The 26,021-nt window shown below is 66.3% G+C and carries 25 protein-coding genes and 2 tRNA genes; 15 read left to right on the top strand and 12 right to left on the bottom strand.

Going from position 1 to position 26,021, the window contains the following annotated elements; all coding sequences use genetic code 11:
- The first annotated feature begins 180 nt into the window (after window positions 1-180).
- Window positions 181-1,773 carry an ammonium transporter gene (locus tag N2K99_RS13170; protein WP_227933014.1) on the top strand — a complete coding sequence of 531 codons (1,593 nt, stop codon included), beginning with the start codon at window positions 181-183 and terminating at the stop codon, window positions 1,771-1,773.
- 7 nt (window positions 1,774-1,780) lie between these two features.
- On the opposite strand, the gene N2K99_RS13165 is transcribed toward N2K99_RS13170, so the two are convergent.
- Window positions 1,781-2,065 (bottom strand): putative quinol monooxygenase, encoded by a 285-nt coding sequence (locus tag N2K99_RS13165; protein ID WP_227918863.1) that lies wholly within the window; start codon window positions 2,063-2,065, stop codon window positions 1,781-1,783.
- A gap of 54 nt (window positions 2,066-2,119) precedes the next feature.
- Complete coding sequence (locus N2K99_RS13160) at window positions 2,120-3,100, bottom strand: DNA-3-methyladenine glycosylase (RefSeq protein WP_227933015.1); 981 nt, start codon at window positions 3,098-3,100, stop codon at window positions 2,120-2,122.
- Window positions 3,101-3,225: 125 nt separating this feature from the next.
- Between N2K99_RS13160 and N2K99_RS13155 the strand changes: the two genes are divergently transcribed.
- Complete coding sequence (locus N2K99_RS13155; protein ID WP_227933016.1) at window positions 3,226-4,605, top strand: cystathionine beta-synthase; 1,380 nt, start codon at window positions 3,226-3,228, stop codon at window positions 4,603-4,605.
- A gap of 70 nt (window positions 4,606-4,675) precedes the next feature.
- Entirely contained in the window at window positions 4,676-5,821 is a 1,146-nt protein-coding gene (locus N2K99_RS13150; protein WP_227933017.1) for a cystathionine gamma-synthase, read from the top strand.
- Here N2K99_RS13150 and N2K99_RS13145 read toward each other — a convergent pair.
- Together N2K99_RS13145 and N2K99_RS13140 are read right to left on the bottom strand one after the other, a co-directional pair.
- The gene (locus tag N2K99_RS13145; RefSeq protein ID WP_227933018.1) at window positions 5,818-6,261 is read right to left on the bottom strand and encodes a hypothetical protein; all 444 of its coding nucleotides are present in this window, start codon (window positions 6,259-6,261) and stop codon (window positions 5,818-5,820) included. The genes N2K99_RS13150 and N2K99_RS13145 overlap by 4 nt on opposite strands.
- A complete protein-coding gene (locus tag N2K99_RS13140) occupies window positions 6,261-7,439 on the bottom strand; it encodes an amidohydrolase (RefSeq protein WP_227933019.1) in 1,179 nt (392 codons plus the stop codon). Before N2K99_RS13140 ends, N2K99_RS13145 begins: the two co-directional genes overlap by 1 nt.
- A 158-nt stretch (window positions 7,440-7,597) precedes the next feature.
- On the opposite strand from N2K99_RS13140, the gene N2K99_RS13135 reads away from it, so the two are divergent.
- From N2K99_RS13135 to N2K99_RS13125, 3 genes are all read left to right on the top strand, one after another.
- On the top strand, window positions 7,598-8,887 hold the full coding sequence (locus N2K99_RS13135) for a glycosyltransferase family 87 protein (protein ID WP_227933020.1): 1,290 nt from the start codon (window positions 7,598-7,600) through the stop codon (window positions 8,885-8,887).
- 9 nt (window positions 8,888-8,896) lie between these two features.
- Window positions 8,897-9,577 carry an MOSC domain-containing protein gene (locus N2K99_RS13130; RefSeq protein ID WP_227933021.1) on the top strand — a complete coding sequence of 227 codons (681 nt, stop codon included), beginning with the start codon at window positions 8,897-8,899 and terminating at the stop codon, window positions 9,575-9,577.
- 345 nt (window positions 9,578-9,922) lie between these two features.
- Window positions 9,923-11,821 carry a DEAD/DEAH box helicase gene (locus N2K99_RS13125; protein WP_269436466.1) on the top strand — a complete coding sequence of 633 codons (1,899 nt, stop codon included), beginning with the start codon at window positions 9,923-9,925 and terminating at the stop codon, window positions 11,819-11,821.
- A gap of 122 nt (window positions 11,822-11,943) precedes the next feature.
- Here the strand turns inward: N2K99_RS13125 and N2K99_RS13120 are convergent, their stop codons facing one another.
- Window positions 11,944-13,242 (bottom strand): protein kinase domain-containing protein, encoded by a 1,299-nt coding sequence (locus tag N2K99_RS13120; protein ID WP_231709169.1) that lies wholly within the window; start codon window positions 13,240-13,242, stop codon window positions 11,944-11,946.
- A gap of 258 nt (window positions 13,243-13,500) precedes the next feature.
- Between N2K99_RS13120 and N2K99_RS13115 the strand changes: the two genes are divergently transcribed.
- The 4 genes from N2K99_RS13115 (at window position 13,501) to N2K99_RS13100 (ending at window position 15,611) form a co-directional block, all read left to right on the top strand.
- Window positions 13,501-13,572 (top strand) — tRNA-Thr (locus tag N2K99_RS13115).
- A gap of 76 nt (window positions 13,573-13,648) precedes the next feature.
- Window positions 13,649-13,722 (top strand) — tRNA-Met (locus N2K99_RS13110).
- Window positions 13,723-14,012: 290 nt separating this feature from the next.
- Window positions 14,013-14,579 (top strand): type 1 glutamine amidotransferase domain-containing protein, encoded by a 567-nt coding sequence (locus tag N2K99_RS13105; RefSeq protein ID WP_227918841.1) that lies wholly within the window; start codon window positions 14,013-14,015, stop codon window positions 14,577-14,579.
- 81 nt (window positions 14,580-14,660) lie between these two features.
- Window positions 14,661-15,611 (top strand): DUF2797 domain-containing protein, encoded by a 951-nt coding sequence (locus N2K99_RS13100; protein WP_227933023.1) that lies wholly within the window; start codon window positions 14,661-14,663, stop codon window positions 15,609-15,611.
- Here N2K99_RS13100 and N2K99_RS13095 read toward each other — a convergent pair.
- On the bottom strand, window positions 15,608-16,468 hold the full coding sequence (locus tag N2K99_RS13095) for an AraC family transcriptional regulator (protein ID WP_227933024.1): 861 nt from the start codon (window positions 16,466-16,468) through the stop codon (window positions 15,608-15,610). The genes N2K99_RS13100 and N2K99_RS13095 overlap by 4 nt on opposite strands.
- A 66-nt stretch (window positions 16,469-16,534) precedes the next feature.
- Here N2K99_RS13095 and N2K99_RS13090 point away from each other — a divergent pair, with 66 nt between their 5' ends.
- The 5 genes from N2K99_RS13090 to N2K99_RS13070 are packed head-to-tail and all read left to right on the top strand — an operon-like array spanning window position 16,535 to window position 19,321.
- The gene (locus N2K99_RS13090; protein ID WP_227918836.1) at window positions 16,535-17,083 is read left to right on the top strand and encodes a maleylpyruvate isomerase N-terminal domain-containing protein; all 549 of its coding nucleotides are present in this window, start codon (window positions 16,535-16,537) and stop codon (window positions 17,081-17,083) included.
- 45 nt (window positions 17,084-17,128) lie between these two features.
- Window positions 17,129-17,368, top strand: a complete 240-nt coding sequence (locus N2K99_RS13085) for a hypothetical protein (RefSeq protein ID WP_227918834.1) — start codon at window positions 17,129-17,131, stop codon at window positions 17,366-17,368.
- Window positions 17,365-17,814, top strand: a complete 450-nt coding sequence (locus tag N2K99_RS13080; RefSeq protein WP_227918832.1) for a MaoC family dehydratase N-terminal domain-containing protein — start codon at window positions 17,365-17,367, stop codon at window positions 17,812-17,814. Before N2K99_RS13085 ends, N2K99_RS13080 begins: the two co-directional genes overlap by 4 nt.
- Before the next feature lie 5 nt (window positions 17,815-17,819).
- Window positions 17,820-18,251, top strand: coding sequence for a MaoC family dehydratase (locus N2K99_RS13075; protein WP_227918830.1), 432 nt, complete (start codon window positions 17,820-17,822; stop codon window positions 18,249-18,251).
- Between the two features lie 5 nt (window positions 18,252-18,256).
- Window positions 18,257-19,321: a UDP-N-acetylmuramate dehydrogenase gene (locus tag N2K99_RS13070; RefSeq protein ID WP_227933066.1), complete on the top strand. Its 1,065-nt coding sequence runs from the start codon at window positions 18,257-18,259 to the stop codon at window positions 19,319-19,321.
- A gap of 21 nt (window positions 19,322-19,342) precedes the next feature.
- Here the strand turns inward: N2K99_RS13070 and N2K99_RS13065 are convergent, their stop codons facing one another.
- The 6 genes from N2K99_RS13065 to N2K99_RS13040 form a co-directional block, all read right to left on the bottom strand.
- Complete coding sequence (locus tag N2K99_RS13065; protein ID WP_260554648.1) at window positions 19,343-19,834, bottom strand: hypothetical protein; 492 nt, start codon at window positions 19,832-19,834, stop codon at window positions 19,343-19,345.
- A 185-nt stretch (window positions 19,835-20,019) separates the two neighbouring features.
- A complete protein-coding gene (gene asd, locus N2K99_RS13060) occupies window positions 20,020-21,105 on the bottom strand; it encodes an aspartate-semialdehyde dehydrogenase (RefSeq protein ID WP_396127084.1) in 1,086 nt (361 codons plus the stop codon).
- A gap of 67 nt (window positions 21,106-21,172) precedes the next feature.
- A complete protein-coding gene (locus N2K99_RS13055) occupies window positions 21,173-21,883 on the bottom strand; it encodes a dihydrofolate reductase (protein ID WP_227933027.1) in 711 nt (236 codons plus the stop codon).
- A gap of 10 nt (window positions 21,884-21,893) precedes the next feature.
- On the bottom strand, window positions 21,894-22,697 hold the full coding sequence (locus tag N2K99_RS13050) for a thymidylate synthase (protein ID WP_227918820.1): 804 nt from the start codon (window positions 22,695-22,697) through the stop codon (window positions 21,894-21,896).
- A gap of 77 nt (window positions 22,698-22,774) precedes the next feature.
- Window positions 22,775-23,743, bottom strand: a complete 969-nt coding sequence (locus tag N2K99_RS13045) for an NUDIX hydrolase (protein WP_227918818.1) — start codon at window positions 23,741-23,743, stop codon at window positions 22,775-22,777.
- Window positions 23,743-25,968 carry an RNA degradosome polyphosphate kinase gene (locus tag N2K99_RS13040; protein ID WP_227918816.1) on the bottom strand — a complete coding sequence of 742 codons (2,226 nt, stop codon included), beginning with the start codon at window positions 25,966-25,968 and terminating at the stop codon, window positions 23,743-23,745. The genes N2K99_RS13045 and N2K99_RS13040 overlap by 1 nt, the downstream gene beginning before the upstream one ends.
- Window positions 25,969-26,021: the final 53 nt, after the last annotated feature.

Below are 26,021 nucleotides of genomic sequence, written 5' to 3'. Positions count from 1 at the left end.
CTCCCGGCCCGGCGGTACGCTCAATTGGTCCGGGGTCCCGTCACAGCTTTTCGGGCCTCCGCCACTCGAACGCCCACGGCTTGATAAAAGCGGAGTTGGAAGCGGGGATCGTATGTGCGGCAGCAGCGGAACAATCGGCAAAGCCGGAACCGGAACACCTGACATCCCGGGGAGGCCGGCATGAACGGGGCGGACACCGCGTGGGTGCTGATCTGCGCCGGGCTGGTGCTGTTTATGACCCCGGGCCTGGCACTCTTCTACGGCGGGATGGTTCCGGTCCGTAACGTCCTGACCATGCTGATGCAGAACATCATCCCGCTCGGAATCATCTCGGTGACCTGGATCCTGGTCGGGTACACCCTGGCCTTCAGCAACCGGGGCAACTCCGTGCTCGGCGAATTCGATGCCTTTGCGCTTATCGACGTCGACACTCCGCAGTTCCACACCGTTGCGGCGGGCGTGACCATTCCAACGCTGGCCTTCGTGGCCTACCAGATGATGTTCGCGGTGATCACTCCCGCACTGCTCACCGGCGCGACAGCCGGCAGGCTCCGGTTCGCCGGCTGGGTGGTTTTCCTTGCAGCATTCTCCATCCTGGTCTATCCGCAGGTGGCGCGCTGGCTCTGGCATCCAAAGGGTTGGCTGTTCCAGCTCGGTGCCCAGGACTGGGCCGGCGGCATGGTGGTGCACGCCTCCGCGGGTGCCGCCGCCGTGGCGGTGCTGCTGGTGGTGGGCCGGCGGCGCGGGTGGCCCAACCTTCGGAACTCGCCCAACAACCTTCCGCTGATGCTGGTGGGCGGTGGCATTCTCTGGTTCGGGTGGTTCGGATTCAATGCGGGTGACGGGCTGCAGGCCAACGACATTGCCGCGCAGGCGCTGATCAATACCCACGTGGCAGGATCGGCCGCGATGCTCACCTGGTTGCTTGTGGAGCGGATCACCAGAGGACACTGCACGCTGGTAGGAGCCATTTCCGGTGCAGTTGCGGGCCTGGCCACCATCACGCCCTGCGCAGGCTATGTCGGCACCGGGGCGGCCCTGCTGATCGGACTGATCGCGGGATGCGTGTGCGTGGTGGCGGTGCGGCTCAAGAGCGTCCTGCATTACGACGACGCCCTGGACGTCATTGCCGTCCATTTCGTGGGCGGTGTGCTGGGGTCCTTCCTGCTGGGTTTCTTCGGGGACAGTTCAGTGAACCCGGCCGGAGATGACGGCATCTTCTCCGGCGGCGGGGGAATGCTGCTGTGGCACCAGATCGTGGCCCTCGTTTCCGTGGTGCTCTTCTCCTTCGTGCTCAGCTGGATTGTTGCCGCCGTCATTTCCCGGACCATAGGGCTGAAGGAGCCGGGTCCGGAGCAGGAGGACCTTGACCGCGTCCAGCAGGACTCGTCCGCATATTCACTCAGCGGCATCAGCGCCCGGCCCACGGCAGCAGGCCGGGCGGCGGTGGACGGAAGCCCCGGCGGTGACGTCCGGCACTCCGCACCCAGCCATGTCGTCAGCGCGGTGGTCAACACCGAGCGCATTGACGGGCTGCGGGACGCGCTGCTGATGGCCGGCGCCCGCTCCCTGGAGCTCTCCGACACCGCTGTCTACTCCGGGAAGATCCGGACCGATTCTTTCCGCAGCGAAAAGCGCCTCATCGATTTCGATGAGCGGTTCCGGGTGCAGGCAGCGGTGGACTCAGATCATGAGGAAGCGGTGGTCGCGGTGCTGAAACGGTTCGGGGCGGAACCCGAATCCATCTACCGGATGGCAATCGCCCCGAACTGACGCCCGGTTAGACCCGTTCCACCTTGAGCGGTTCGGCCAGCAGGGCGCTGAGGGATTCCTGCAGGTCCTGGAGGGCTGCACCACGGGCATGGCGCTCCAGATCCTCGCGGGAGGCCCACTGTTCCGCCAGCACAATTGCCGCCTCCGAGTCCTCAATGATTTCGTAGCGCAGGCAGCCCGGTTCCGTCCGTACCTGCTCAATGGCGATGTCCAGGGCCAGCTTCACGCGCATGTGCTCGCCGGCGTTCGGGACCAGGGTGGCGCGGAGATTGATGGGGGTATTGGTTTCCATTCCCCCACCATAGGACTTCCACGGAAACCGCCGTGCAACCGACCCTCGAATACCTCAGCGTCGGCGGTGATCCATCGGGGCGAGCTTCGGCCCGTAGGTGGGTTTGCGGTAACCGCTGAGCATGATCATCCGCACCACCCGCTGGCGGTGGCCCCGCCAGGGTGCGAGCAGCTCCAGCATGCCGGCGTCGTCGGTCCGCTTCCCGGTGAGGGCCGCGCCCACGTAGGCGGCCAGATGGTAGTCGCCAACGGAGACGGAATCCGGAGCGCCGTGTGTCCGCTGGGTGATTTCCGCAGCGCTCCACACGCCGATTCCCGGCACCGAGCAGAGCTTGGCGGTCAGCTCCTCGCCGAGCGGATCCCCGGCCAGCCGCTCCAGCCCCGAGGCGAGTGCACAGGCCCGCAGGATGGTGGTGGAACGGGAGAGGTCCACCCGTGCCCGGTGCCAGTCCCAGCTGGGGATCTTCCGCCAGGTCTCCGGGGCAGGGGAGGCTTTCATGCCCGACGGCGCCGGGCCGGGTGCATCAACGCCGTAGCGGGTCACCAGGTAGCGCCAGGCGTAGTAGGCCTCCAGCACGGTGACTTTCTGCTCCAGCACCACAGGGATCAGGCTGTCCATGATCCGGCCCGTGCTCGGCAGCCGCAGGGAGAGGTTCCGGCGCCGGGTCTCGGTGACCATTCGGGGCAGGGTGGCGAGGAACGCCTCGTCGTCGAAGCCGGACCAGTCGTCGTGTTCGCCCAGCAGGGCGGGTACCGAGTCCAGCGCGCACCGGGCACCCGGTCCCCAGGCCTGGGCGCGGACCCGTGCGCCGGGGGCCGGGACGGGTTCCTCGCGAAGGTTCAGGGTGGCCGGACCCTCCGGGGTGAGGAAGGCCAGCCACGCAACACCCGGGCCGAGGCGGATGGTCGGATCCTGCTTACCGCGGACCAGGATGCGCAGCGAAGTCTGCAGGCAGTACGGGGCGGGGGACTCCCAGCAGCGCACCAGACCGGAGTGAGCCTGCTGCAGCGCTGGAACAGCGGCAGTGAAGGACATGCAACTATCGTTGCACGTACCACCCCCGCTTCTGCCCGCACTGCTGGCTGCCCCGATTGTGGCTTTTGCTACGCCGCGTTCCGTCCCCCATGCCACAGCGGGAAGGAAGAAGTACCGTGGGTCACATGAAGTATGCCAATACCGTCCTGGACCTGATCGGCAACACTCCCTTGGTGAAGCTCCACCACGTGACCGAAGGCATCAGTGCCACCGTCCTGGTGAAGCTGGAGTACCTGAACCCGGGCGGATCCGTGAAGGACCGCATTGCCGTGAAGATGATCGACACGGCCGAGCGTGAGGGGAAGCTGCTGCCCGGCGGCACGGTGGTTGAGCCCACCAGCGGCAACACCGGCGTCGGGCTGGCGTTGGTGGCCCAGCAGAAGGGCTATAAATGCATCTTCGTTACCCCGGACAAGGTGGGGGTGGAGAAGCGGGACGTACTGCGTGCCTACGGTGCCGAAGTGGTGGTCACCCCGACGGCGGTCGCTCCGGACAGCCCCGACTCCTATTACGGAGTCTCCGACCGGCTGGTGCGCGAGATCGACGGCGCCTACAAGCCGGACCAGTTCTCCAACCCGTCGGCCCCGGCCAGCCACTACGAATCCACGGGACCGGAAATCTGGGCGGATACGGACGGCCGGGTGACGCACTTCGTGGCAGGCGCCGGAACGGGCGGCACCATTACCGGCACTGGACGCTATCTGAAGGAAGTCTCCGCGGAACGTGCCTCCGGGCCGGTACGCGTGATTGCCGCTGACCCGGACGGGTCAGTGTATTCCGGCGGCACGGGCCGCCCCTACTTCGTGGAAGGCGTGGGGGAGGACATGTGGCCGGACAACTACGATCCGTCCGTGCCGGACGAGGTGATTGCCGTGAAGGACGCGGAGTCCTTCACCATGACCCGCCGCCTCGCCCGGGAGGAAGGCCTGCTGGTAGGCGGTTCCTCGGGCATGGCCGTCACGGCGGCCCTTGAAGTTGCCCGCTCGCTGGGGCCCGACGACGTCGTTGTGGTCCTGCTGCCGGACAGCGGCCGCGGATACATGGGCAAGATTTTCAACGACGAGTGGATGCGCTCCTACGGTTTCCTGCAGGACAGCGGGGAGCAGGCCACCGTCCGCGACGTGCTGGCCACCAAGGACGGCTCGCTGCCGGAACTGGTCCATACCCATCCAAACGAAACCGTGCGGGACGTCATCGCCATCCTGAACGAGTACGGGGTCTCGTATCTGCCTGTCCTCTCGCAGGAACCGCCGGTGGTCCTGGGCGAAGTCCTCGGATCCGTGGATGAGCGCTCGCTGACGGAGAAGCTCTTCCGCGGCGAGGCCAAGCCGACGGATCGGATCAGCGAGCATATGGGGCCGCGTCCGGAGCTGGTGGGTGCGGGGGACAACGTGGCCGCCGCGCGCTCCAAGCTGCAGGAGGACGACGCCGTCATGGTTACGTCCGATGGCGCAGCCGTTGGCATGCTGACCCGGCACGACCTACTTTCGTACCTGAGCCTGTAACCCCGGCGCACCTTCGCAGGGGTGCTGCCTGCACCAATCTGCCGGTCCCGGCCGGCGCTAGGAGAACACCATGAGCAGCTTCAGTACCCGCGCCATCCATGCGGGCCAGGAACCGGATCCCACCACGGGCGCAGTTATTCCGCCGCTGTACCAGAGCACCACCTACGCCCAGGACGGTATCGGCGGCCTGCGCAACGGCTATGAGTACGGCCGCGGAACCAACCCCACCCGGGATTCGCTGCAGCAGCAGCTTGCAGCACTGGAAGGCGGCAGGCATGCCTTCTCCTTCAGCTCCGGGCTGGCCGCGGAGGACGCCCTCATCCGGGGGCTGCTGGCTCCCGGGGACCACATCGTCCTGGGCAACGATGCCTACGGCGGAACCTACCGCCTGATCAACAAGGTGCTGGGCAAGTGGGGAATCACCAATGCTGCCGTGGACATGTCCGACGCCGCGGCGGTTGCGGCTGCCATCGCGGCCGGGAACACGAAGATCGTCTGGCTCGAAACACCGTCGAACCCGATGATGAAGATCAGCGACATCGCCGCAACGGCACAGGCAGCACACGACGCCGGTGCTCTCCTGGTGGTCGACAACACCTTTGCGTCCCCGTACCTGCAGCAGCCGCTGGCCCTGGGGGCCGACATCGTCGTGCACTCGACCACCAAGTACATCGGCGGGCACTCCGACGCCGTAGGCGGTGCCGTAATCCTGAACGACGACGCCATGGCGGAGGAGATCAGATTCATCCAGTTCGCTGTCGGTGCGGTCTCCGCGCCGATGGAAGCCTGGCTGACCACCCGCGGCCTGAAGACCCTGGCGGTGCGGATGGACCGGCATTCCGCCAGCGCAATGGCCGTGGCGAAGTGGCTGAAGGAGCAGCCAGCAGTGGAGCACGTGCTGTATCCGGGACTGGAAGAGCATCCGGGGCATGACCTGGCCAAGGCCCAGATGAAGGACTTCGGCGGAATGGTTTCGGTGTCCTTCAAGGGCGGCGAGACAGCGGCCCGGAAAGTGGCCGAATCCACCCGGCTGTTCCTGCTCGCCGAATCCCTGGGCGGGGTGGAGTCCCTGATGAACTACCCCTCGGAAATGACCCACGCTTCGGTCAAGGGCACCGAACTGGCCGTGCCGGAGAACCTGCTGCGGCTTTCGGTGGGCCTGGAGGATGTCGAGGACCTCATTGCGGACCTCGACCAGGCGCTGGGGCAGCTCTAGGAAGCCGTATCCCTGCGCCCCTTGCGCTTCCTGGGGTCGCGGAGCTGGAAATACCTGCTGCTCTGCGGCAGCCAGAGCAGCGCCGTGCAGGCCAGCAGCACCAGGCCTACGGCTACCAGCGCCGGGCCGCGGAAGAGCAGCGGGAACCCGGCAATCACACCGATGCTGCTCAGTGTTTCCCGGGCGCTGCGCTTCCCCGAGCGCAGGCGCAGCACGCTGTAGGCGCTCAGGGCAGCAAGCACCAGGGCCAGGGTTCCCAACAAGGTCAGCGCAGCGCTGTCCTGGTGCTGGGTCCGGGCCGAAATGATGAAGGAGACACCCGCCGTGGCCACCAGCGCAGCTGCCGCCAGCCAGGCGGCCGCCGCCGCCCGGATGATGCGGGGCGGGCGGGCGCGCGGCGCGGGAGTGCGCGGCGCAGGGGTGCCGGAACCCGGTCCCATCAGCGGGGCGCCACGATCTGTTCGCGGGCCTCAAGGTCATAGCGGTAGACCTCCCGGCCGCCGATCCACACCTTCAGCGCCCGCTGCATGACGTCCAGCGGATCGCCGCTCCACAGGACCAGATCCGCGTCCTTGCCGGGTTCCAGGGAACCGAGCCGGTCCGCGAGGCCCAGGACCCGGGCGGGATTGATCGTCACGGCACGCAGTGCCTCGTCGGGGTCCAGCCCCTCCTTCACCGCGAGCGCGGCTTGGTAGATCAGGAAATTGATGGGGACCACCGGATGGTCGGTGATGATGGAGATCTCCACCCCGGCAGCAGCCAGTTTCCCGGGATTTGCCATACTGCGGCCGCGCAGCTCCACCTTCGAACGGGTGGTGAAGAGCGGACCGATGAGCACCGGGATGCCGCGTTCGGCCAGGACGTCGGCCAGCAGGTGCGCCTCGGTGCCGTGGTCCAGCACCAGGTCGTAGCCGAACTCGTCCGCCAGCCGCAGGGCGGTGCCGATATCGTCCGCCCGGTGGGCATGCTGCCGCCAGGGGATTTCCCGCTTCAGCACCATGGCCAGGGCTTCGAGGTGCGGGTCGCGGGCGTTCGGGTCCGCCTTGCCCAGATAGTTCTGCGCATCCATAAAGGCCTGCCGGATCACCATCGCCGTACCCAAACGCGTGGAGGGGGTCTGCTTCTTGTCGCTGTAGATCCGCTTCGGGTTCTCTCCGAGCGCGGACTTCAGGCCGCTGGGTGCGCGCAGCACCATTTCCTCCAGATAGCGCCCGTGCGTGTGCAGCGCCACTGCCTGCCCGCCGATCGGGTTGCCGGAACCGGGGTTGATGTTCGCCGTGGTCACTCCGCCGGCCAGCGCGTCGTCGAACCCTGTATCAAAGGGGTTGACGGCGTCCAGGGCGCGGACGCCCGCCATCACCGGGTCCGTCATCTCGTTGGAATCGTTGCCGGCCCAGCCTTCACCCTCCTCATGCACGCCGAGGTGGGTGTGCGCATCCACCAGCCCGGGCAGCAGCCACTGTCCTCCGGCGTCGAGCACCCGGGCGCCTGCGGGCACAACGACGTCGGGGCCAAGCTCCCGGATCCGTCCGTCCTCGACGATGACGGTGCCGTCGAAGGGCCTGCCGGTGACCGGAACCACATGGGCATTGGTGATGGCTTGAAGCGCGGGGGACATGGGGACCTTTCGCTTACTGATCTGGTCCGGCCAGCCTATCGCCTGCCTCCGGGCGGGGGAGGCGGGGCAGCCTGCCCGGTAGACTTGCGGGTGTCAAGATCGACGAAAAAACGCTATGTAGCGCCACACGCGCGGCCGGCAGTCTTACAGGGAGAACAATGGGCCAGATCCACCGATCCGCTTTTGTGCGGACCGTTGCGACCCTGGGGGCGCTGGCATTAGCCGGACTGCTCGTATGGACAGCTTTCGACTTGTCGCCGCGCCACGGCCTCGACTTCAGCGTCTACCTTTCCGGCGGGCAAAGCGTCATCGACGCCGCCGGTGAACTGTATACGAAGTCGGTCCAGTACGACGCCGACAGCAGCCTGCTCTTCACCTACCCGCCTTTTGCCGCGCTGGTCTTTGCCGTGCTGGCTCCGTTCGGCCAGAGTGTGGGGCTGAATATCTTCACCGGCATTTCCATCGCCATTGCCGCAGCCACTGCCGTCTGGGCAGTCCGCTATGTCTTCCGCCGCCGGGGCGCAATGGATGTACTCCGCCACCCCTGGCTCCGGCCGCTGGCGATCGCGGGTACCGGGTTGATCGTGCTGCTCGGACCGTGGCGCGAAACGCAGGCCTTCGGGCAGATCAACATCCTGCTCTTTGGGCTGATCATGGCCGACTTCGTGATCAAGAAGGAGGGCTGGCCCACCGGGCTGCTGACCGGGGTGGCGGCCGGGCTGAAACTCACCCCGTTGGTTTTCGGCCTGTACTTCCTGGCACGGGGCGACTGGCGCGGACTGCGCAACATGACCTACGGCTTCCTCTCAACCTTCGCCCTGGGCTTCCTGATCCTCCCGCGGGAATCCCGCACGTACTGGCTGGACCTGCTGCCGGACACCTCGAGGATCGGCGGTGCCGGCTACGTGGACAACCTCTCGATCAAGGGTGCGATCCTGCACTTCGGCGGCCCGGATTTCCCCGTCGACCTTCCGTGGCTCCTCCTGTCGCTGATGGCTGTCGCCGCTGCCGCCGTCGTCATCCGCATCGCCGGCAACCGCGAGGAGACTTTCACCGCTTTGGCGGCCACCGCGCTGCTGATGCTCCTGATTTCCCCCGTCTCCTGGTCGCACCACTGGGTCTGGGTGGCCCTCTTCATCCCTGTCCTGGCCCGGAACATGATGGATTTGGAGCCGGAGCGCCGGAGACTGAAGATCACCGGGTTCCTCCTGCTGGCCTCCTCGCTGGTGATCTTCATTTACTCGCCCAAGACCATCGGCGAACTGTTCAATGCGCCCAACCTGGACTCCCAGCTGCCCGAGCCGTGGCTGATGGCCTCCAGCGCCGGTGTCTTCTGGGGTATCGGGCTGCTGGCCTGGTGGACCGTCAACTATTGGGGCAGCCGCCCGCGCCACTGGTGGCGCAACAATCCGCCCGGGTTGCAGCGGGCCACGGAGCCGCAGCCCTAAACTGCTGGCATGAGAACCGGTTCACTGCTCGCCGTTTGCCTGGTGCACGGCCTCCTGCCCACGAAGGACGCCACCGGCGTCACTGCCATCGACAAACGCGCCGTGGCAGGACCGGTAAAAGTCCATCCCCTGGGGCTGACCGGAGACCTGCAGGCCAGCCGCAAACACCACGGCGGTGAATCCAAGGCAATCTATGCCTATTCCCAGGATGACGCCGAGTACTGGTCCCGGGAACTGGGACGCGAGATCCCGCCCGGCCTGTTCGGCGAAAACCTGCGGCTGGACGGTTTGGACGCCACTGCCGCCCTGATCGGCGAGCGGTGGCGGATCGGCGCCGAAGTCGAGCTGGAAGTGACCTGTCCGCGTACCCCCTGCCGCAACTTCCAACGGCGGATGGAGGTGCCGAACTGGCAGCGCCGCTTTGCGGAGGCCGGCCGGGTGGGCACCTATCTGCGGGTCCGCCGCCGCGGCAGCATCACTGCGGGGGACACGGTGGAAGTGGTGACCGCACCCAGCCACGGCGTGAGTGTCCGTGACGTCTTCCGCGGCCTCGACGCCGATCAGGCAGCGGTGCTGCAGGCGTCCCGGAGCGCCGGCGAAATCACGCTGTCACCGGAAATACTCAAGGTCCTGCGCACCATGTCGGCCAAAGCCGAGCGGTCCACGGCGGCAGTGCCGGCCTCGGGTTAGCCCTGCCCGCGGCGCCTGCCCGCAGCGCCTGTGCGCAAGCTCACCGGCTCCGACCACGCACCCGACGCCGGGATGCCGTACACTGGAAAACATCCCCCACTCCGGTATTCCCTTATTTCCTACGGTTCAATCCGTACGGTTCGTTGTGTTGGGGCTCGCATCTAATGCGGGCAGATTCATCTTTCGGGGAGCGCCGGCAAAGAAATCGTCACACCGGTCGTAGGCACAATCCAGTGAAATCGGCCCACAGCTGTGACGGAAAGTCCTGCCTGGGATTGCAACAGCGCCGGACTTACGTCCTGCAGCCTATTGGTTGCCCGGTCCCGATTGAATGAGGATTACCTCTTGTCTGAAGCCACGCTGGAAAACACCAACGTCGAAAATGCCGCTCCCGAAACCGAAGAGAACACCGTGCTGTTCAGTGACTTCGGATTGGACGAGCGCGTCCTGGCAGCCCTGAAGGATGTCGGCTACGTAACGCCGTCTCCCATCCAGGCAGCTACCATCCCCCTGCTGCTCGAAGGCCGCGACGTCGTCGGCCTGGCCCAGACGGGTACCGGCAAGACCGCGGCATTCGCCGTTCCGGCCTTGTCCCTCCTCGCCGGCCGCCCGGCAACCAAGGACACCCAGGTGCTGGTGCTTGCACCCACCCGTGAACTGGCCCTGCAGTCTGCAGAAGCCTTCACTTCCTACGCTGTCCACATGGACGGCATCACCGTGCTTCCCGTGTACGGCGGTTCCGCCTACGGCCCCCAGCTCAACGGCCTTCGCCGCGGCGCCCAGGTTGTTGTTGGCACCCCCGGCCGTGTGATTGACCACATCGCCAAGGGTTCACTGAACCTGTCCAACCTCGAGTACCTGGTGCTCGATGAGGCTGACGAAATGCTCCGCATGGGCTTCGCCGAAGACGTGGAGCAGATCCTTTCCTCCACTCCGGCGAGCAAGCAGGTTGCACTGTTCTCCGCCACCATGCCGCCGGCCATCCGCAAGATTGCCAAGAAGTACCTGAACAACGCTGCGGAAATCACGGTCAAGTCCAAGACCACCACCGGTGCGAACACCCGCCAGCGCTACGTGCAGGTCATGGGCCCGCACAAGCTGGATGCAATGACCCGCATCCTGGAAACCGAAGAGTTCGACGGCGTTATCGCGTTCGTCCGGACCAAGGCGGCCACCGAAGACCTGGCTGACAAGCTCAAGGACCGCGGCTACAGCGCCGCCGCCATCAACGGCGACATCCCGCAGCAGCAGCGTGAGCGCACGGTCGAGGCCCTCCGCGACGGCAAGATCGACATCCTGGTTGCCACGGATGTTGCCGCCCGCGGCCTCGACGTCGAGCGCATCAGCCACGTCGTCAACTACGACATCCCGCACGACACCGAGTCCTACGTCCACCGCATCGGCCGCACTGGCCGTGCAGGACGCACCGGCGACGCCATCCTGTTCATGACCCCGCGCGAGAAGTACCTGCTGCGGGCCATCGAAAAGGCCACGCGCCAGCCGGTTGAGCACATGCAGCTGCCGAGCGTCGACGTCGTCAACGAGAAGCGCCTGGCCAAGTTCTCCGAGAAGATCACGGAAACCCTCGGTTCCGAGGACATCGCGGTGTTCCGGGACCTGGTAACCAAGTACCTGGCCGAGCACGAAGTTCCCGCCGAAGACGTTGCAGCAGCCCTGGCCGTCATGGCCCAGGGTGGCCGCGACCTGCTGCTGCGGGAAATCCCGCAGGCTCCGGCCCGCCAGCGTGAGCGTTCCGAAGGCCGCAACGACGGCGTCGGCTCCCGCGGCCCGACACGCCCGCTGACCGAAGGCAATGCAACGTACCGCATCGCCGTCGGCCGCCGCCAGCGCGTGCTGCCCGGTTCGATTGTCGGCGCCATTGCCAACGAGGGCGGCCTGTCCTCCGCGCAGATCGGCGGCATCGACATCCGTGCAGACCACACCCTGGTGGAACTGCCTGCAGATCTGTCCAAGGACCAGCTGCGCGCCCTGTCCCGCACCCGGATCGGCGGCGAGCTGATCCACCTCGAGCTGGACAAGGGACGCAAGCCGGCCCGTGAGCGTGAAGGCGGCGGCAGCTTCAACGACCGTGCCGACCGCGGCGGCTTCAAGAAGGATTTCAAGAAGCGCGACGGCGAGCGTTCCTTCGGCGACCGCGGCAGCGACCGCCCGTTCAAGAAGCGTGAAGGCGGCTTCCGCGACAGCGCCGCTGCCGGTGCCCGCAAGCCCCGCTTCCGCGACTAGGAAGCAGCGGCGCCCGTAAACCCGGGCGCCGCACCGCAGTTCCGTACAAACGAGAAGGACGCCTCCCGCTGCGGGAGGCGTCCTTCTTGTTATGCCCTGTGGTGCCGGGGCGCTGTTCCGGCTTACTGCACGGACCCGCCTGCACGGCGGCTCTCGAGGCGCATTTCCAGGTCATTCATGACAATCGCAGCCAGGTCCGAGAGCGTTGCCTCGTCCTCGGGGGAGAAGGTGCGTGGCTTCGTGTCCAAGATGCAGAACGTGCCCAGACTGAACCCGTCACTGGTCTGCAGCGGAACGCCGGCGTAGAACTGCAGGCCGAAGTCTCCGGCCACCAGCGGGTTGGCCAGCGTCCTCGGGTCGTGCCGGGCGTCGTCGACCACATAGACGCCGTCCTGCAGGATGGCGGAGGCGCAGAGGCCGGGATCGCGGCCGATCTCGACGGCTTCCGTGCCGTGATGGGACTTGAACCAGATCCGGTCGGTGTCCACCACGCTGACGATTGCCACGGGGACGTCAAAGAGGCGGGATGCCAGGGCCGTGACCCGGTCGAAGGCGCCGTCCGGGGGAGTATCCAGCAGGTCGTAGCGACGCACCGCGTCCATCCGCCGGGCTTCGTCGGCGGGCAGGATCTCCGGGTCAACCCGGTGCCGGCCGCGCGCGGCGATGATCATGTCATACAGGACCTGGGAGACGTCGTGGGCACTGGGACGCTCTGCAGCGTCCTGAGCGGTCATGGCGCGCAGCAGCGACGCCCAGTCCGCTCCCAGCTCCGAGGGGATCTCCGGGTCCTTCAGGAGGCGTGCGAGGGCACTCTCCAGGGCGGGGCCGGGGAAGGCCGGCTTGCCCGTCAGGCACTGCAGCAGCACGAGGCCCAGCGAATACACATCGCTCGACACCCCGGCCTGTTCGCCGCGGGCCTGTTCGGGACTCATGAATGCCGCGGTGCCGGAGAAGGTGCCGTGCTGGGACTGCGGATCGCTGGCCACGAAGGCAACACCGAAGTCGGTGAGCTTGGCGCGGATGCGGGCATCGGCACTGCTGTAGTCGAACAGCATGATGTTCGCCGGTTTGACGTCCCGGTGCACAACGCCGTTTTCGTGGATGTACTCCAGGCCCAGCGCCAGGTCATAGCCAAGCAGCGCGGTGTGGCGGCGGGGCAATCGGCCCTCTTTCAGCCGTTCGCGCAGATCGAGGCCCTGGACAAGTTCCATAACGAGGTAGATCAGCGGCGATGCCGGGTCGGACGTGTCGGATCCGGCATCCAGCAGAGTGACCAGGCTGTGGTGGTTCAGGCGCGCCAGGATCTTGGCCTCGGCGTCGCTGCGCCGCAGGTCGATCTCACTGGTGGCCGACGGGCGGATGATCTTCACCGCTACGTCTCGGTCCAGGAACTCGTCCTTGGCCCGGTGGACGGTGCCCATGGCACCTGCCCCGATTTGATTCAGGAGTCTGTATCTTCCACCCAGGAAGAGACCTTCTGAAACGTGGTTCGGCACTATGCTCACGTGCCCTCGCTTTCTCGTAGCATAAGCATACTGATAAACCGGGGAGGATTTGACCTTTTTTGCTGCACTGAACGGCGTGTCGGGCGGGTGGAAAGTGTCGCTGGTCACCTTTGGGCTCAATGGTCCATCTCGATTTCATGTTCCTGAAAAGTGCTGGTAGAGTTTTATGTCGTTGCCCCGATAGCTCAGTGGTAGAGCGCCATCTTGGTAAGATGGAGGTCCCGGGATCGATTCCCGGTCGGGGCTCTCAATGGGAGGGCCCGCGTTGCTAAGGCTGTTTGTTTTTGCAGAGGCCTATGTAGGGCGGGCTTTACTCATTTTTGGCGGTGTAGCTCAGTTGGTTAGAGCGCACGACTCATAATCGTGAGGTCGGGAGATCGAGCCTCCCCACCGCTACAAACAGGGCAGGTCCTGGAGGTTTCAATCTTCCGGTACCTGCCCTTTTTGTTTGCCCTGGGCTGTGGGTCGTGCGCTGTGGGCCGTGCGCCTTGGGCTGTGGGTCGTGAGCCGCGCGCCGCGCCGCCACGCCGCTCCGACAGTCCACTAAGGTTGCTTATCATTGCCGGTTCTCCATAGGGTGGGCGTAGCGGGAAACCGAAAGGTTCCCCGATCCAGGCACCACCACCGTAGAAGCATCGCTGCGGCCCGCAGGTTTTCCGGCTGCAGCTGAAACGAACGGAGTTCCCATGGCAGAGCACGATATTTCCGGCAAGAAGGTAGCGTTCCTCCTCACCGACGGCGTGGAGCAGATTGAGTTGACCAGCCCCTGGGAAGCAGTCAGGAACGCCGGCGGCGAGCCGGTCCTCGTGTCCCCGAAGAAGGGCACCGTCCAGGGCTTCGACGGCATGGACAAGGGTGAAACCTTCACCGTCGACCTGGATGTGGCCGACGCCGATGCAAGCGACTTCGACGCGCTGGTCCTGCCAGGCGGCGTCGTCAACGCAGACTTCCTCCGAGTGGACAAGAACGCCCAGCAGTTTGCCCGGGCCTTCTTCGAGGCACACAAGCCCGTGGCTTCCATCTGCCACGGCCCCTGGCTCCTGATCGAGGCGGGCGTCGTCAAGGGCCGCGACCTGACGTCCTACCACACGCTGGCAACGGACCTGAAGAACGCCGGCGCGAACTGGACCGACGAGGAAGTGGTGGTGGACCAGGGGTTCGTCACCAGCCGCAACCCGGACGATCTGCCGGCTTTCAACGACAAGCTCGTTGAAGAAATCGCCGAAGGGGAACACGCGGGCCAGCACGCCTGACACCTCCCGAAACACCACCGAAGGGTGGGGTAACGTGAAAAACGTTATCCCACCCTTTTGGCGTTATCCGGGAGGTTCACCATGCCTGCAGCCGGGGGCAGCGCAGCATCCGCCGACGCCGGCAGGTTCCTGTGTTCGGGGACCTCCTGGAGCATTGCCGGGCCGAACCTGACACTGCACCTTCCCAGCGGACAGGCTGAAAAGCAGCCGCTCACTCCGGGCACCGAACTCCGGTTCCGTGTCCTGGCGGACACCAACGGGAACGAGAAGTTCTGCCTTGGCTCCTGGCAGGTGAACGACGACGGCGTCCAGTCCCACACCCCCTGTCCAGGCCAGGGTCCTGCCGAGCGCGGTTATCAGTGCAGCAGCTGCTTCATCCGGGACGAGGTGCGGGGAATCCACAACAGCCACCGTGCGGACAGCATCCCCACCGCGCTCCGGCGCTACCTGGATCAGCCGCACTGGCTGTACGTGGCCACTTTCGCCGACGGATCCACCAAGGTCGGCACTGCCGCGGACGGGCGCAAGCAGCTCCGCCTGATTGAGCAGGGGGCAGTCCGCGCCCGATACGTCGCCCGTGCCGGCGACGGGCTGGTGGTGCGGGTGCTCGAAGACGCCGTGACGGCCGTGGTCGGCCTGCAGCAGGCGGTCCGGGCGGGAACCAAAACGGCGGCGCTGGCCCGGCCCCTGGCCGCCGCGGAGCTGGACGCCCTCAACGCCGAGGCGGCGGAGTCGGTGCGTTCCATGCTGCCGGACGTGGCGATTACCGGGTTCCGGACGGCCGATGAAGTCTGGGAACCGCCGGCCCAGTTCCGTACGGTGCTGGAGACGCCGTGCGAACTGTATCCCTGCGACCCGGCGTCCGGAGAGCACGGCATGGTCATCCAAGCCGTCCTGGGCGCAACGGCCCTGGTCCGGGTGGACGGTGAAGAAACCCTGTTTGCAGCGGACCTGTCCCGGCTGAAGGGCCGTCGGCTGCAGTACGGTCCCTTCCGCACATCCGTTCCGGCGCTGCAGGCCGCACTGTTCTAGCGGGAGTCCCGTGCCAAGGCTGCGAACGCACCGGGTGTCCATCCCGTCGCGGCCCGGAAATCCCGGGAAAAGTGCGCCTGGTCGGCATACCCGAGCCCTGCAGCCAACTCGCTGAGCGATCCGCCGGAGCGGAGCTGCGCTCCCGCTTCCTGCAGCCGGCGCTGCCGGATCATCCACCGCGGACTCACGCCAAGGAAACGCGTGCAGATTCGCTGCAGCGTCCGTTCGTGCAGATCAAAAGCTGCACGGAGCGCGGCGACGGTGGTGATGCGGGGGTCCTCTTCCACCCGGCCCACAAGTGCGTCGGCGAGGGCTGCCTCGCCGGAGGGGTTTCCGAGCGCAGGCAGCCGTTCTTCCAGCAGTTGCCGGCCAGCAGCATGTGCACCGGCACTGGTCGGGTCGGTTTCCATGATTCCGCGGACCGCGGGAACCAGATCCGCCAGGAGGCGAACCCCTGCCAGATCCGCATGTTTGTCCGTTAATGAGCCGATATCCGCCTGCAGCAAGGGGCGGCCTGCACTGGGCCTGAGCATGACCCCGAAAGCCCACCCCGCCCCTGACAGCGGCATGCGTGCCGCCGTGGTGCGCGGACCGAGCAAACGGGCATAGGAGGCAGTGATACTGAGCAGGCAGACCGGATACGTGAGGATCCGCTGCTCGCGGACTTCGCCGGGAGGCACATTCCATACCGGAATCCAGAACACCCGCAGCCACTGGCGGCACCCCGGCGACGGCGGATACCGGTACATGGCGAAGGACCGGTCGTGCGCATCCCTGAGGTAGCCCCGGCCGATCTCCCTCGTGCTGCCGTCATCCAACACGTGCTCCCTTCCGGAACCGGTGTCGGTTTTATTCAATACGCTTACTCCACCGCGGTCTAGCGTCGGAGGGACCAACACCTGTTCAAGGACAAGGAGACCGTCATGGCAACTTTTCACAACTGGCGCACATATGCCGTCCCGTTTTCCGCCGTCGTGGCGGACACCACGGACTGGGATGCTGCTACGCCCTGCACCGAATGGACAGCTCGCGATGTGGTGGAGCACGTGGTGATGACCCAACGGGACTTTTTGGCACAGCACGGCCTGCTGCCGGCCGGGCCCGCCGGCATCGCGCCGGACGGGGAGAGGCCCGACCTGCTCTGGAAGAACCACGAGAGCCTCGTTGCGGCACTGCTTTCCGATGCCGCCGTCGCCGGCCGGGAATTCGACGGATATTTCGGTCCCAGTACCATCGGGGCCACCATCGTGGAGTTCTACGGCGTGGATCTCCTTACCCACCGGTGGGACCTTGCCGTATCCCAGGGCCTGGATCCGCTCCTCACCGGCGAGGACCTGGACGCCATCGACGCCGCCATGGACAGCTTCGGTGAACAGGCCTACGCGCCCGGGCTGTTCGCACGCCCGGTAGGGGTTCCGGACAGCGCCGACCGCCGGGCGGTTGTCCTGGCCCGGACCGGACGCCGGGCCTGACCAGGTGGTTCGGGCCCTTCCCGCCCGCCCCTGTATTCTGAAGACATGCTAAATACCCCTTGGGAAACCGGCTCGCCCCTGTACCGGAAACTTGTCGTGAGCGCCCTGGCGCTCAGCGGACTCGGGGTGCTGCTGGTACTCCTGGGAGCCGTCCTGGACAACCAGGTCCTGATGTACACCGCCCTTCCCCTGATTGTGGTGGGCCTGAGCACGCACCTGAGCGGTATGGTGGTCCGCGCCAGGGACACCCGGCGCCGCATCAAGGGCATGGAGGGCAAAAAATGAGCATCAACCCCCAGCTCCAGGGACGCACCTACCCGGCCGGGGCGGCGTACTCCGTGGGCCGCGAGAAGATCCGCGAATTCGCTGCGGCCGTCAAGGCCACCAATCCGGCCCACTTCGACGTCGCACGCGCCCAGGAACTCGGCTACGCAGACCTCGTTGCCCCGCCCACCTTCGCCATCATCGTTGCCCAGCGTGCCGACGCGCTGCTGGTTGCCGATCCCGATGCAGGCATCGACTTCTCCCGGGTGGTCCATGCCGATCAGCGCTTCACCCACCACCGTCCCATCGTGGCCGGAGACGAGCTGGTGGCAGAGCTGCACGTGGACTCCGTGCGGGCAATGGGCGACGGCGCCCTGATCACCACCCGCGCGGAAATTTCCACAACCGAGGGCGAGCAGGTAGCCACCACCCTTTCATCCATCCTCGTCCGCGGAGAGGGACAGTAACCGCTATGTCCATTGCACTGAGTGAACTGTCCAAGGGCACCGAGATCGGTTCCGCGGCGCTGGAAATCTCCCGCGCCGACCTTGTCCGCTACGCCGGCGCCTCCGGCGACTTCAACCCCATCCATTGGAACGAGCGCTTCGCCCGCGAGGTGGAACTGCCCGGCGTCATTGCGCACGGCATGTTCACCATGGGAACCGCAGTCCAGCTGGTGAGCGACTGGATCGGAGACCCGGGAGCGGTGATCGACTACCAGACGCGGTTCACCCGGCCTGTCCTGGTGGAGGACATCGACGGCGCCCCCGGGGCGGTCGTGGAGGTCGCCGGTGTCATCGGCGCCATCGACGCGGACAACTCGACGGCACGTGTGGATCTCACCGTGACCTTCAACGGACAGAAGGTGCTGGTCAAGGCGCAGGCAGTGGTGCGGGTCTGGTGACTGCTTTGACCCGGATGCCGCTGGCATCCCTGACCACCGCGCGTGTAGGCGGACCGGCACGCCGCTACCTGGAAGCAGAAACCGAAGACGAACTCATCATTGCCGTCCGCGCCGCGGATGAGGCGGGGGAGTCACTGCTCATCATCGGCGGCGGTTCCAACCTGTTGATCTCCGACGAAGGTTTCGACGGCGCCGTCATCCACATTGCCAGCCGCGGGCTGGACATCCGGGAGACCGGGGACGGAACAGCCGTCCTGCGCGCAGAGGCCGGGCACCCGTGGGACGAGCTGGTGGCGTACACCCTGTCGGAGGGCTACTCCGGGCTGGAGGCGCTTTCCGGTATTCCGGGGCTTGCCGGAGCGACGCCGGTGCAGAACGTGGGTGCCTACGGTGCCGACGTCTCGCAGTCCATCACTTCGGTGCGCGCCTGGGACCGCACCGAGCGCACCGTGGTGGAATTCGCCAACGACGATCTCGAATTCGGCTACCGGGATTCGGTGCTCAAGCGCAGCACGAAAAACGGCTCTCCCCGCTACGTGGTGCTGACCGTGGAGTTCGCCCTCTCCAAGGGGACCACCAGCGCTCCGGTCCGCTACGCCGAGCTCGCCCGGGCTCTGGGAGTGGATATCGGCGAGCGTGCCGATGCCGTGGACGTGCGCCGCGAAGTCCTTCGGCTGCGGGCAGGGAAGGGCATGGTCCTGGACGCCTCGGACCCCGACACCTACAGCACCGGTTCCTTCTTCACCAACCCCATCGTTGACGAGGCAACCGCAGCCGCGCTGCCGGCAGACGCTCCCCGCTACCCGGTGGCGGAACCCGGCAAGGTGAAGCTCAGCGCCGCATGGCTGATCAGCCACGCCGGTTTCCGCAAGGGCTTCGGGCTGGCTCCCGAGGACGGCACCGGCGGCCGGGCCGCGCTGTCCACCAAGCACACCCTGGCCGTCACCAACCGCGGCGACGCCACTGCCGAGGACCTGCTGGCGGTGGCCCGCGCGGTTGCTGCCGGCGTGGAGAAGGCCTTCGGCATTCGGCTCCACCCCGAGCCCCTGCTGGTGAACTGCGCGCTGTAGCGGTCCGGGGCACGGCAGGTATCAGCCGCCGGGACTGCCGCCGAGAGCGGGTCCCGGCGGTCCAGGACCTTCCTCCGCAAATCCTTTCCGCGCCGGTCCCTTCCGCGCAGGGCCTTTCCGCGCCTCGGCAGCCGCGGCCCGAGCACTCCGGATAGCCGGACGGTCCCGGCCCGGATCCAGCAGGCAGCTGTTGCACAGCCACTGGATCAGCCGGGGCGTCAGGGCCACCTGGGTGCGCCGGTCCTGCAGATCCGGCAACAGCCACTCCGGCTCCAGGAAGCCGCTGAGGGCATACGCGAGCTCGTGGGCGCCGAACAGCCGGGCGAAGGCAGCTTCCGGCTCAAGGCTCCGCTCAAGCGCCAGCAGCGCTTTGTCCTCGGCGCAGAGGACACGCGCGCCCTCGGCCTCGAGATACCGGCGCAGCTGGAGCGCCACGCGGAGATAACGGGCCCGCGTGGGAGTCTGCTTGCCGGCACAGCTGAAGGCGAAGAAGGTGTTAAGGACGAGATCCACGCTTTGCTGCTCCATGCGGACAACATGCCACCTGGCACTGACAATTTTTGGGCGCTCCGGTTCTGGCTGCCATCCAGCCTTAGGTGCCTCCGCCCGGCAGGCCTCTGCCCCTGGTAAGCCACCTGCCCGTTAACGCAGCGCGGGTCCGCTCCACGGGGGAGCGGACCCGGAACGGGAACCGGAAATCAGAGGTTGCCGGTGGCGATGCGCAGCATCCGGCGCAGCGGTTCGGCGGCGCCCCAGAGCAGCTGGTCGCCAATGGTGAAGGCGCTGATGTACTCCGGACCCATTTCCAGCTTGCGGATGCGGCCCACCGGGATGTCCAGCGTGCCGGTGACCGCCACCGGCGTCAGCTGGGCCATGGTCGCTTCCTTGGTATTGGGCACCACCTTGGACCATTCATTGTCCGCGTCGATGATCTTCTCGATCTCGGCCACGGAAAGGTCCTCCGTCAGCTTCAGGGTCAGGGCCTGGGAGTGGGACCGCATGGCACCGATCCGAACGCACAGCCCGTCAAACGGTATCCGTCCGTCGGTCCCGCGGCCCAGGATCTTGTTGGTCTCCGCGCCGCCCTTCCACTCTTCCTTGGACATGCCGTTACCGAGGTCCGCATCGATCCAGGGGATCACCGAACCGGCCAGCGGCACGCCGAACTGGGAGGAGTCCATGGACGGGTTCTTCTGCTGGGCCAGGACGGCACGGTCGATCTCCAGGATGGCCGACGCCGGATCGGCGAGGTTGGGCGCCACCGCAGCGTTCAGCGCACCGAACTGGTTCAACAGTTCGCGCATGTGCCGGGCACCGCCGCCGGAAGCTGCCTGGTAGGTCATGGAGGTGCCCCACTCGACCAGGCCGTTGCGGAACAGCCCGCCCAGGCCCATCAGCATGCAGGACACGGTGCAGTTTCCACCCACGAAGTTCTTCACGCCGCGGGCCAGGCCCGCGTCAATGACGTCACGGTTGACCGGATCCAGCACGATGATCGCGTCATCGTCCATGCGCAGCGTGGACGCGGCGTCAATCCAGATGCCGTCCCAGCCGGCGGCGCGCAGCTTCGGGAAGATTTCCGCCGTATAGTCGCCGCCCTGGGCGGTGACGATGATCGGCAGCTTGGCCAGCGCGTCGACGTCGTACGCATCCTGCAGCGGTCCGGCGCCGGCCGCGAAGGACGGCGCGTTGCCGCCGGCGTTGGAGGTCGAGAAGAACACCGGGTTGACCAGCTCGAAGTCGCCCTCGTCCTGCATGCGCTGCATCAGGACGGAACCGACCATGCCGCGCCAGCCGACGAAACCTGCACTGGGAAAAGCGGGAATGGAGGAAGAAGTCATGCTTTCCACTCTAGGCCAGCGGGTCCGCTGCGTCTTGGTTGTGTCCGTCACGGTTCTCTTCCGCACGGTCCCGTGTCCAGAGAGCAATCCGGTATCGGGTGCCGTTGGAAGACGTGTACCAATCGGCGGCAGGACTGACCCCGCTGAAGGTCCAGTCCTGGCCCAGTGCCGGGGCGAACGTGTCGCCTTCGGTCTCCATGTCGATGACCGTCACCACCGCGGTGTTGGCCACGGAAACGGCCGCCTCATATAGCTGTGCGCCGCCGATGATCCAGATTTCCGTGCTCCCGGAACTGGTTCGGGCCACGGTCAGGGCATCTTCGAGTGAGCCGACGACGACGGCGCCGGCCTCCGCGGCTTCGTCCCGCAGTTCGGCACTGGAGGACACGATGATGTTTGTCCGCCCGGGCAGCGGCCGGTAGGCAGCAGGGAAGGACTCCCAGGTACGGCGGCCCATGATGACCGGGTGTCCCGCCGTCGTCGCCTTGAAGTGCGCCATGTCCTCGGGCAGGTGCCACGGCATGCCGCCGTCGCGTCCGATGACGCCGTCAACCGTCTGGGCCCACACCATGCCGATAACGGGTTCACCGTCGGGTACGGTGCCGCGCTCCCGGAGGACCTGGCCCAGGTCCGCGCCCTCACCGGAGCCGCCGCCTACCGGGAAGTAGCGGGTGGGGCCTGCCGGGGCGGCAGCAGTTGTTACGGGAAGGGGCTCGGTCATGGTTGTCCTCTCAAACGGCGATAGGAGCTTTGATACCGGGGTGGTGCCGGTAATCGAGGACCTCGAAGTCCTCAAGGGTGTAGTCGAAGATGCTCTCGGGAGTACGGCGGATCCGAAGCTTCGGGTACGGGAAGGGCTCCCGGCTGAGCTGCTTCCGGACCTGGTCCACATGGTTGTCGTAAATATGGACGTCGCCGCCGCTCCAGACAAATTCGCCGGGCTCCAGTCCGGTCTGCTGGGCCACCATCAACGTGAGGAGCGCGTAAGAGGCGATGTTGAACGGGACCCCGAGGAAGGTGTCCGCGGAGCGCTGGTACAGCTGGCAGGACAGCTTCCCGTCCGCCACGTAGAACTGGAACAGGGCGTGGCAGGGCGGCAAGGCCATGTTCTCTACTTCGGCAGGGTTCCAGGCCGTGACGATGTGGCGGCGGGAATCCGGGTTTTTCCGGATGCCTTCCACCAGTTTCGCAATCTGGTCGATATGTCCGCCGTCGGGCGTGGGCCAGGAGCGCCACTGGACGCCGTAGACCGGGCCGAGCTCGCCGTCCTCGTCCGCCCATTCGTCCCAGATGCTGACACCCTGTTCCTGCAGCCAGCGCACGTTTGAGTCGCCGCGCAGGAACCAGAGCAGCTCGAGTGCCACTGACTTGAAGTGCACCCGCTTGGTGGTGATCAGGGGAAAGGACTCGCTCAGGTCGAAGCGCATCTGGCGGCCGAACACGCTGCGCGTGCCGGTGCCGGTGCGGTCCGATTTCTGCGTTCCGTTGGCCATGACATCGCGCAGCAGGTCTTCATACGGGGTAGGAATGCTCACCCGGCCAGTCTAGTTCAGGTCGGCGCGCGGACAGGGGGAATGCGAGGCGTGCCACAACGGTGCCTGGGCAGCCGATGCTAGTCGTCGAAGGCCCGGTATTTTTCCAGGGACACAATCCGTCCCTCGTCCGCACTGCTCACCTGGCAGATCACGGACTCGCCGGGTGCCAGGTACGGGTCCTTGGCAGGCAGGCCGGCGGCCATGTCAGCGGGCATATGCCCCGCCAGCACGTCGAAGACCAGGGGCAGCACCGGCCGGTGGGTGCACACCGCCACGGGTTTGGCCTTGTCGAAGAGGCCCTCAATGGCGTTCCGGGCCTTGCCCGGCTTGCGCTTGGCGCTGTGCTCGGTAAGCGCGTCAACCGTCTTGAACTTGGTGCCTTCTGCCTTCACGTACGGGCGGACGGTCTGCACGCAGCGCACCCAGGGACTGGAAACCACGCGTTTGGGCCGCCAGGCCACCAGCAGCCGCGAGACGGCCATTGCCTGCCGCAGCCCGGTGGCTACCAGCGGACGTTCGCCTTCTGCCCGGGTCCATGCGGACCGGGGCTTGGCCTTGGCATGCCGGACGATGATCAGCGGCCAGGTCCTCAGCCGCTGCTCGTTCCAGGCCGCCACCAGTTCCTTCAGCGGCAGCCTGTCCGTGGGGTTGGAGAGTGCCTCGGCGGCTTCCTCCGGGGTGCACCAGCGTGTGCCGTCCACTTCCTTGCCGTCCGGCCGTGCCTTGTCCGAGTCCACGTGGGAGGCCCAGTAGTGCACCATCTTCATGCCCGAAGCCACCGGGTAGAGCGTGGAGGGCAGCGGAATGCCCAGATTGATCCTCAGGCCCACTTCCTCACGGACCTCCCGAACGGCGCATTCCGGGGTGGTTTCGCCTTCATCGAGCTTGCCCTTGGGCCAGGACCAGTCGTCATACCGGGGACGGTGGATCATGAGGACCTGCAGCTTGCCCTCCCGTTCGCGCCAGCACAGGGCACCCGCAGCCACTACCTTGACAGGGGTGTCTTCCTGGACGGGAGCGGCGGCGGGGGAGTGAATTGCTTCCATCAGCGCCGAGCCACGGAGCGCTGGCGGGAACGGGACGCCAGCAGCCAGGACTGCACGTCCTGCAGCGGGTTGCCTTCCTCGTCCTTGTGGTGGCGGATCCAGGCGCCCTCCGGATCCAGGTGCCAACTCGCCGTGCCGGGATCCATGTACCGGTCCATCAGGCCGATCAGATCGGCGACGTCGTCGCGGGCCACCAGCTGGACCAGGGCCTCCACGCGGCGGTCCAGGTTGCGGTGCATCATGTCCGCCGATCCGATGAAGACCACCGGGTCGCCGCCGTTGGCAAAGGCGAACACCCGGGAGTGCTCCAGGAAGCGGCCCAGCACCGAGCGTACGGTGATGTTCTCGCTCAGGCCGGGTACGCCCGGACGGACCGAGCAGATTCCGCGGACAATGACGTCCACCCGGACCCCCGCCTGGGAAGCACGGTAGAGGGAGTCGATGATCGCCTCGTCCACCATGGAGTTGACCTTGATAATCACGCGTGCGCTGAGGCCGGCCTTCTTGTTCGCGATTTCGCGCTCAATCCGGTCAATCAGTCCGGACCGGACCGAGCGGGGAGCCACGAGCAGCCGCTTGAACGTGGACTTCGGCGCGTAGCCGGAGAGCTGGTTGAACAGCTTCGTCAGGTCTTCGCCCACCTGCTCGTTGGCGGTCAGCAGGCCCAGGTCCTCGTAGTAGCGGGCGGTGCGCGGATGGTAGTTGCCCGTGCCGATATGGCAGTAGCGGCGCAGCCCGTCCACTTCCTGCCGGACCACCAGCGACAGCTTGCAGTGCGTCTTCAGGCCCACGATGCCGTACACCACGTGCACACCGGCCTGCTCCAGCTTGCGCGCCCAGGAAATGTTGGCCTGTTCGTCGAACCGGGCCTTGATTTCCACCAGTGCCAGGACCTGCTTGCCGGCCTCGGCGGCGTCGATCAGGGCGTCAACGATGGGCGAATCGCCGGAGGTGCGGTACAGCGTCTGCTTGATGGCCTGCACCCGCGGATCGGCGGCCGCCTGCTCCAGGAACGCCTGGACGGACGTCGAGAAGGAATCGTACGGATGGTGCAGGAGGATGTCCCGACGGCGCATGGCCGCGAACACGTTCGCCGGCTTCGAAGTCTCGGACTCCTTCAGGTGGCGGTTGGTGTGCGGCACCTGCTTCGGATAGTGCAGGTCCGGCCGGTCGATCCGGCTGATCGGGGAAAGGCCGCGGAGGTCCAGCGGCGCGGGCAGGACATAGACCTCGTCCGATTCCACGCCCAGCTCGCGTTCGAGCAGTTCCCGGATATTCGGGTTCATCTCCGGGGTGACTTCCAGGCGCACGGGCGGTCCGAAGCGGCGCCGCAGCAGTTCCTTTTCCAGGGCCTGCAGGAGGTTCTCGGCGTCGTCCTCTTCCACCTCGAGGTCTTCGTTGCGGGTCACGCGGAAGGTGTAGTGCTCAATAACGTCCATGCCCGGGAAGAGCTGGTCCAGATGCTGGGCAATGATGTCTTCAAGCGCGATGAACCGGGCCGTGCGTCCGGCCACGTTGCCCGCGCGGGGCCCGTCCACGGAGATGAGGCGGGGGAGCTGGTCCGGAACCTTCACGCGTGCAAAGAATTCCTTGCCGCTGACCGGGTTGCGGACCACCACGGCCAGGTTCAGGGAGAGGCCGGAAATGTACGGGAAGGGGTGGGCCGGGTCCACGGCAAGGGGAGTCAGGATGGGGAAGACCTTCGAAGCGAACTGCTTGTGCAGGCTCGCCTTGGCGGCGTCGTCCAGTTCGTCCCAGCTGACCAGGTAGATCTGCTCTTCCGCCAGGGCCGGCCGGATCTGGCTGGCGAAGACGTCCGCATGGCGCTGCTGCAGCCGGTAGCCCGCCGCCACGATTTCCTCGAGCTGTTCAATCGGGCTCTGGCCTGCGGCGGAGGGAACCGCCAGGCCGGTCGCGATGCGGCGCTTGAGGCCGGCAACCCGGACCATGAAGAACTCGTCGAGGTTGGAGGCGAAGATGGACAGGAAGTTCACCCGTTCCAACAGGTACAGCTCAGGGTCTTCAGCGAGTTCCAGGACCCTGGCGTTGAAGTGCAGCCAGCTGATCTCCCGGTCCAGGAACCGTTCCGGCGTGATATCTCCGCTGGGAACAAGGGCGGGACCGAAGTCCGGGATGTCGATGCGGTCCTGGGTGGCCCGCGGTGCCGACATCGCCTCTGCGGACCCGAAGGTCGAGCGGGGCTCTGCGTCGGTATCGAAACTCATAGTGTCTCCCTGAGGTGCTGGCGGCGGATCAGGGCAGGCGTAACGGGCGGACC

This window comes from Arthrobacter sp. zg-Y1110 (assembly GCF_025244865.1).
Taxonomy (GTDB): Bacteria; Actinomycetota; Actinomycetes; order Actinomycetales; family Micrococcaceae; genus Arthrobacter_B.
The sequence above is the reverse complement of the archived record's forward strand: the minus strand, read 5'-3'. Positions and strand labels throughout refer to the sequence as shown.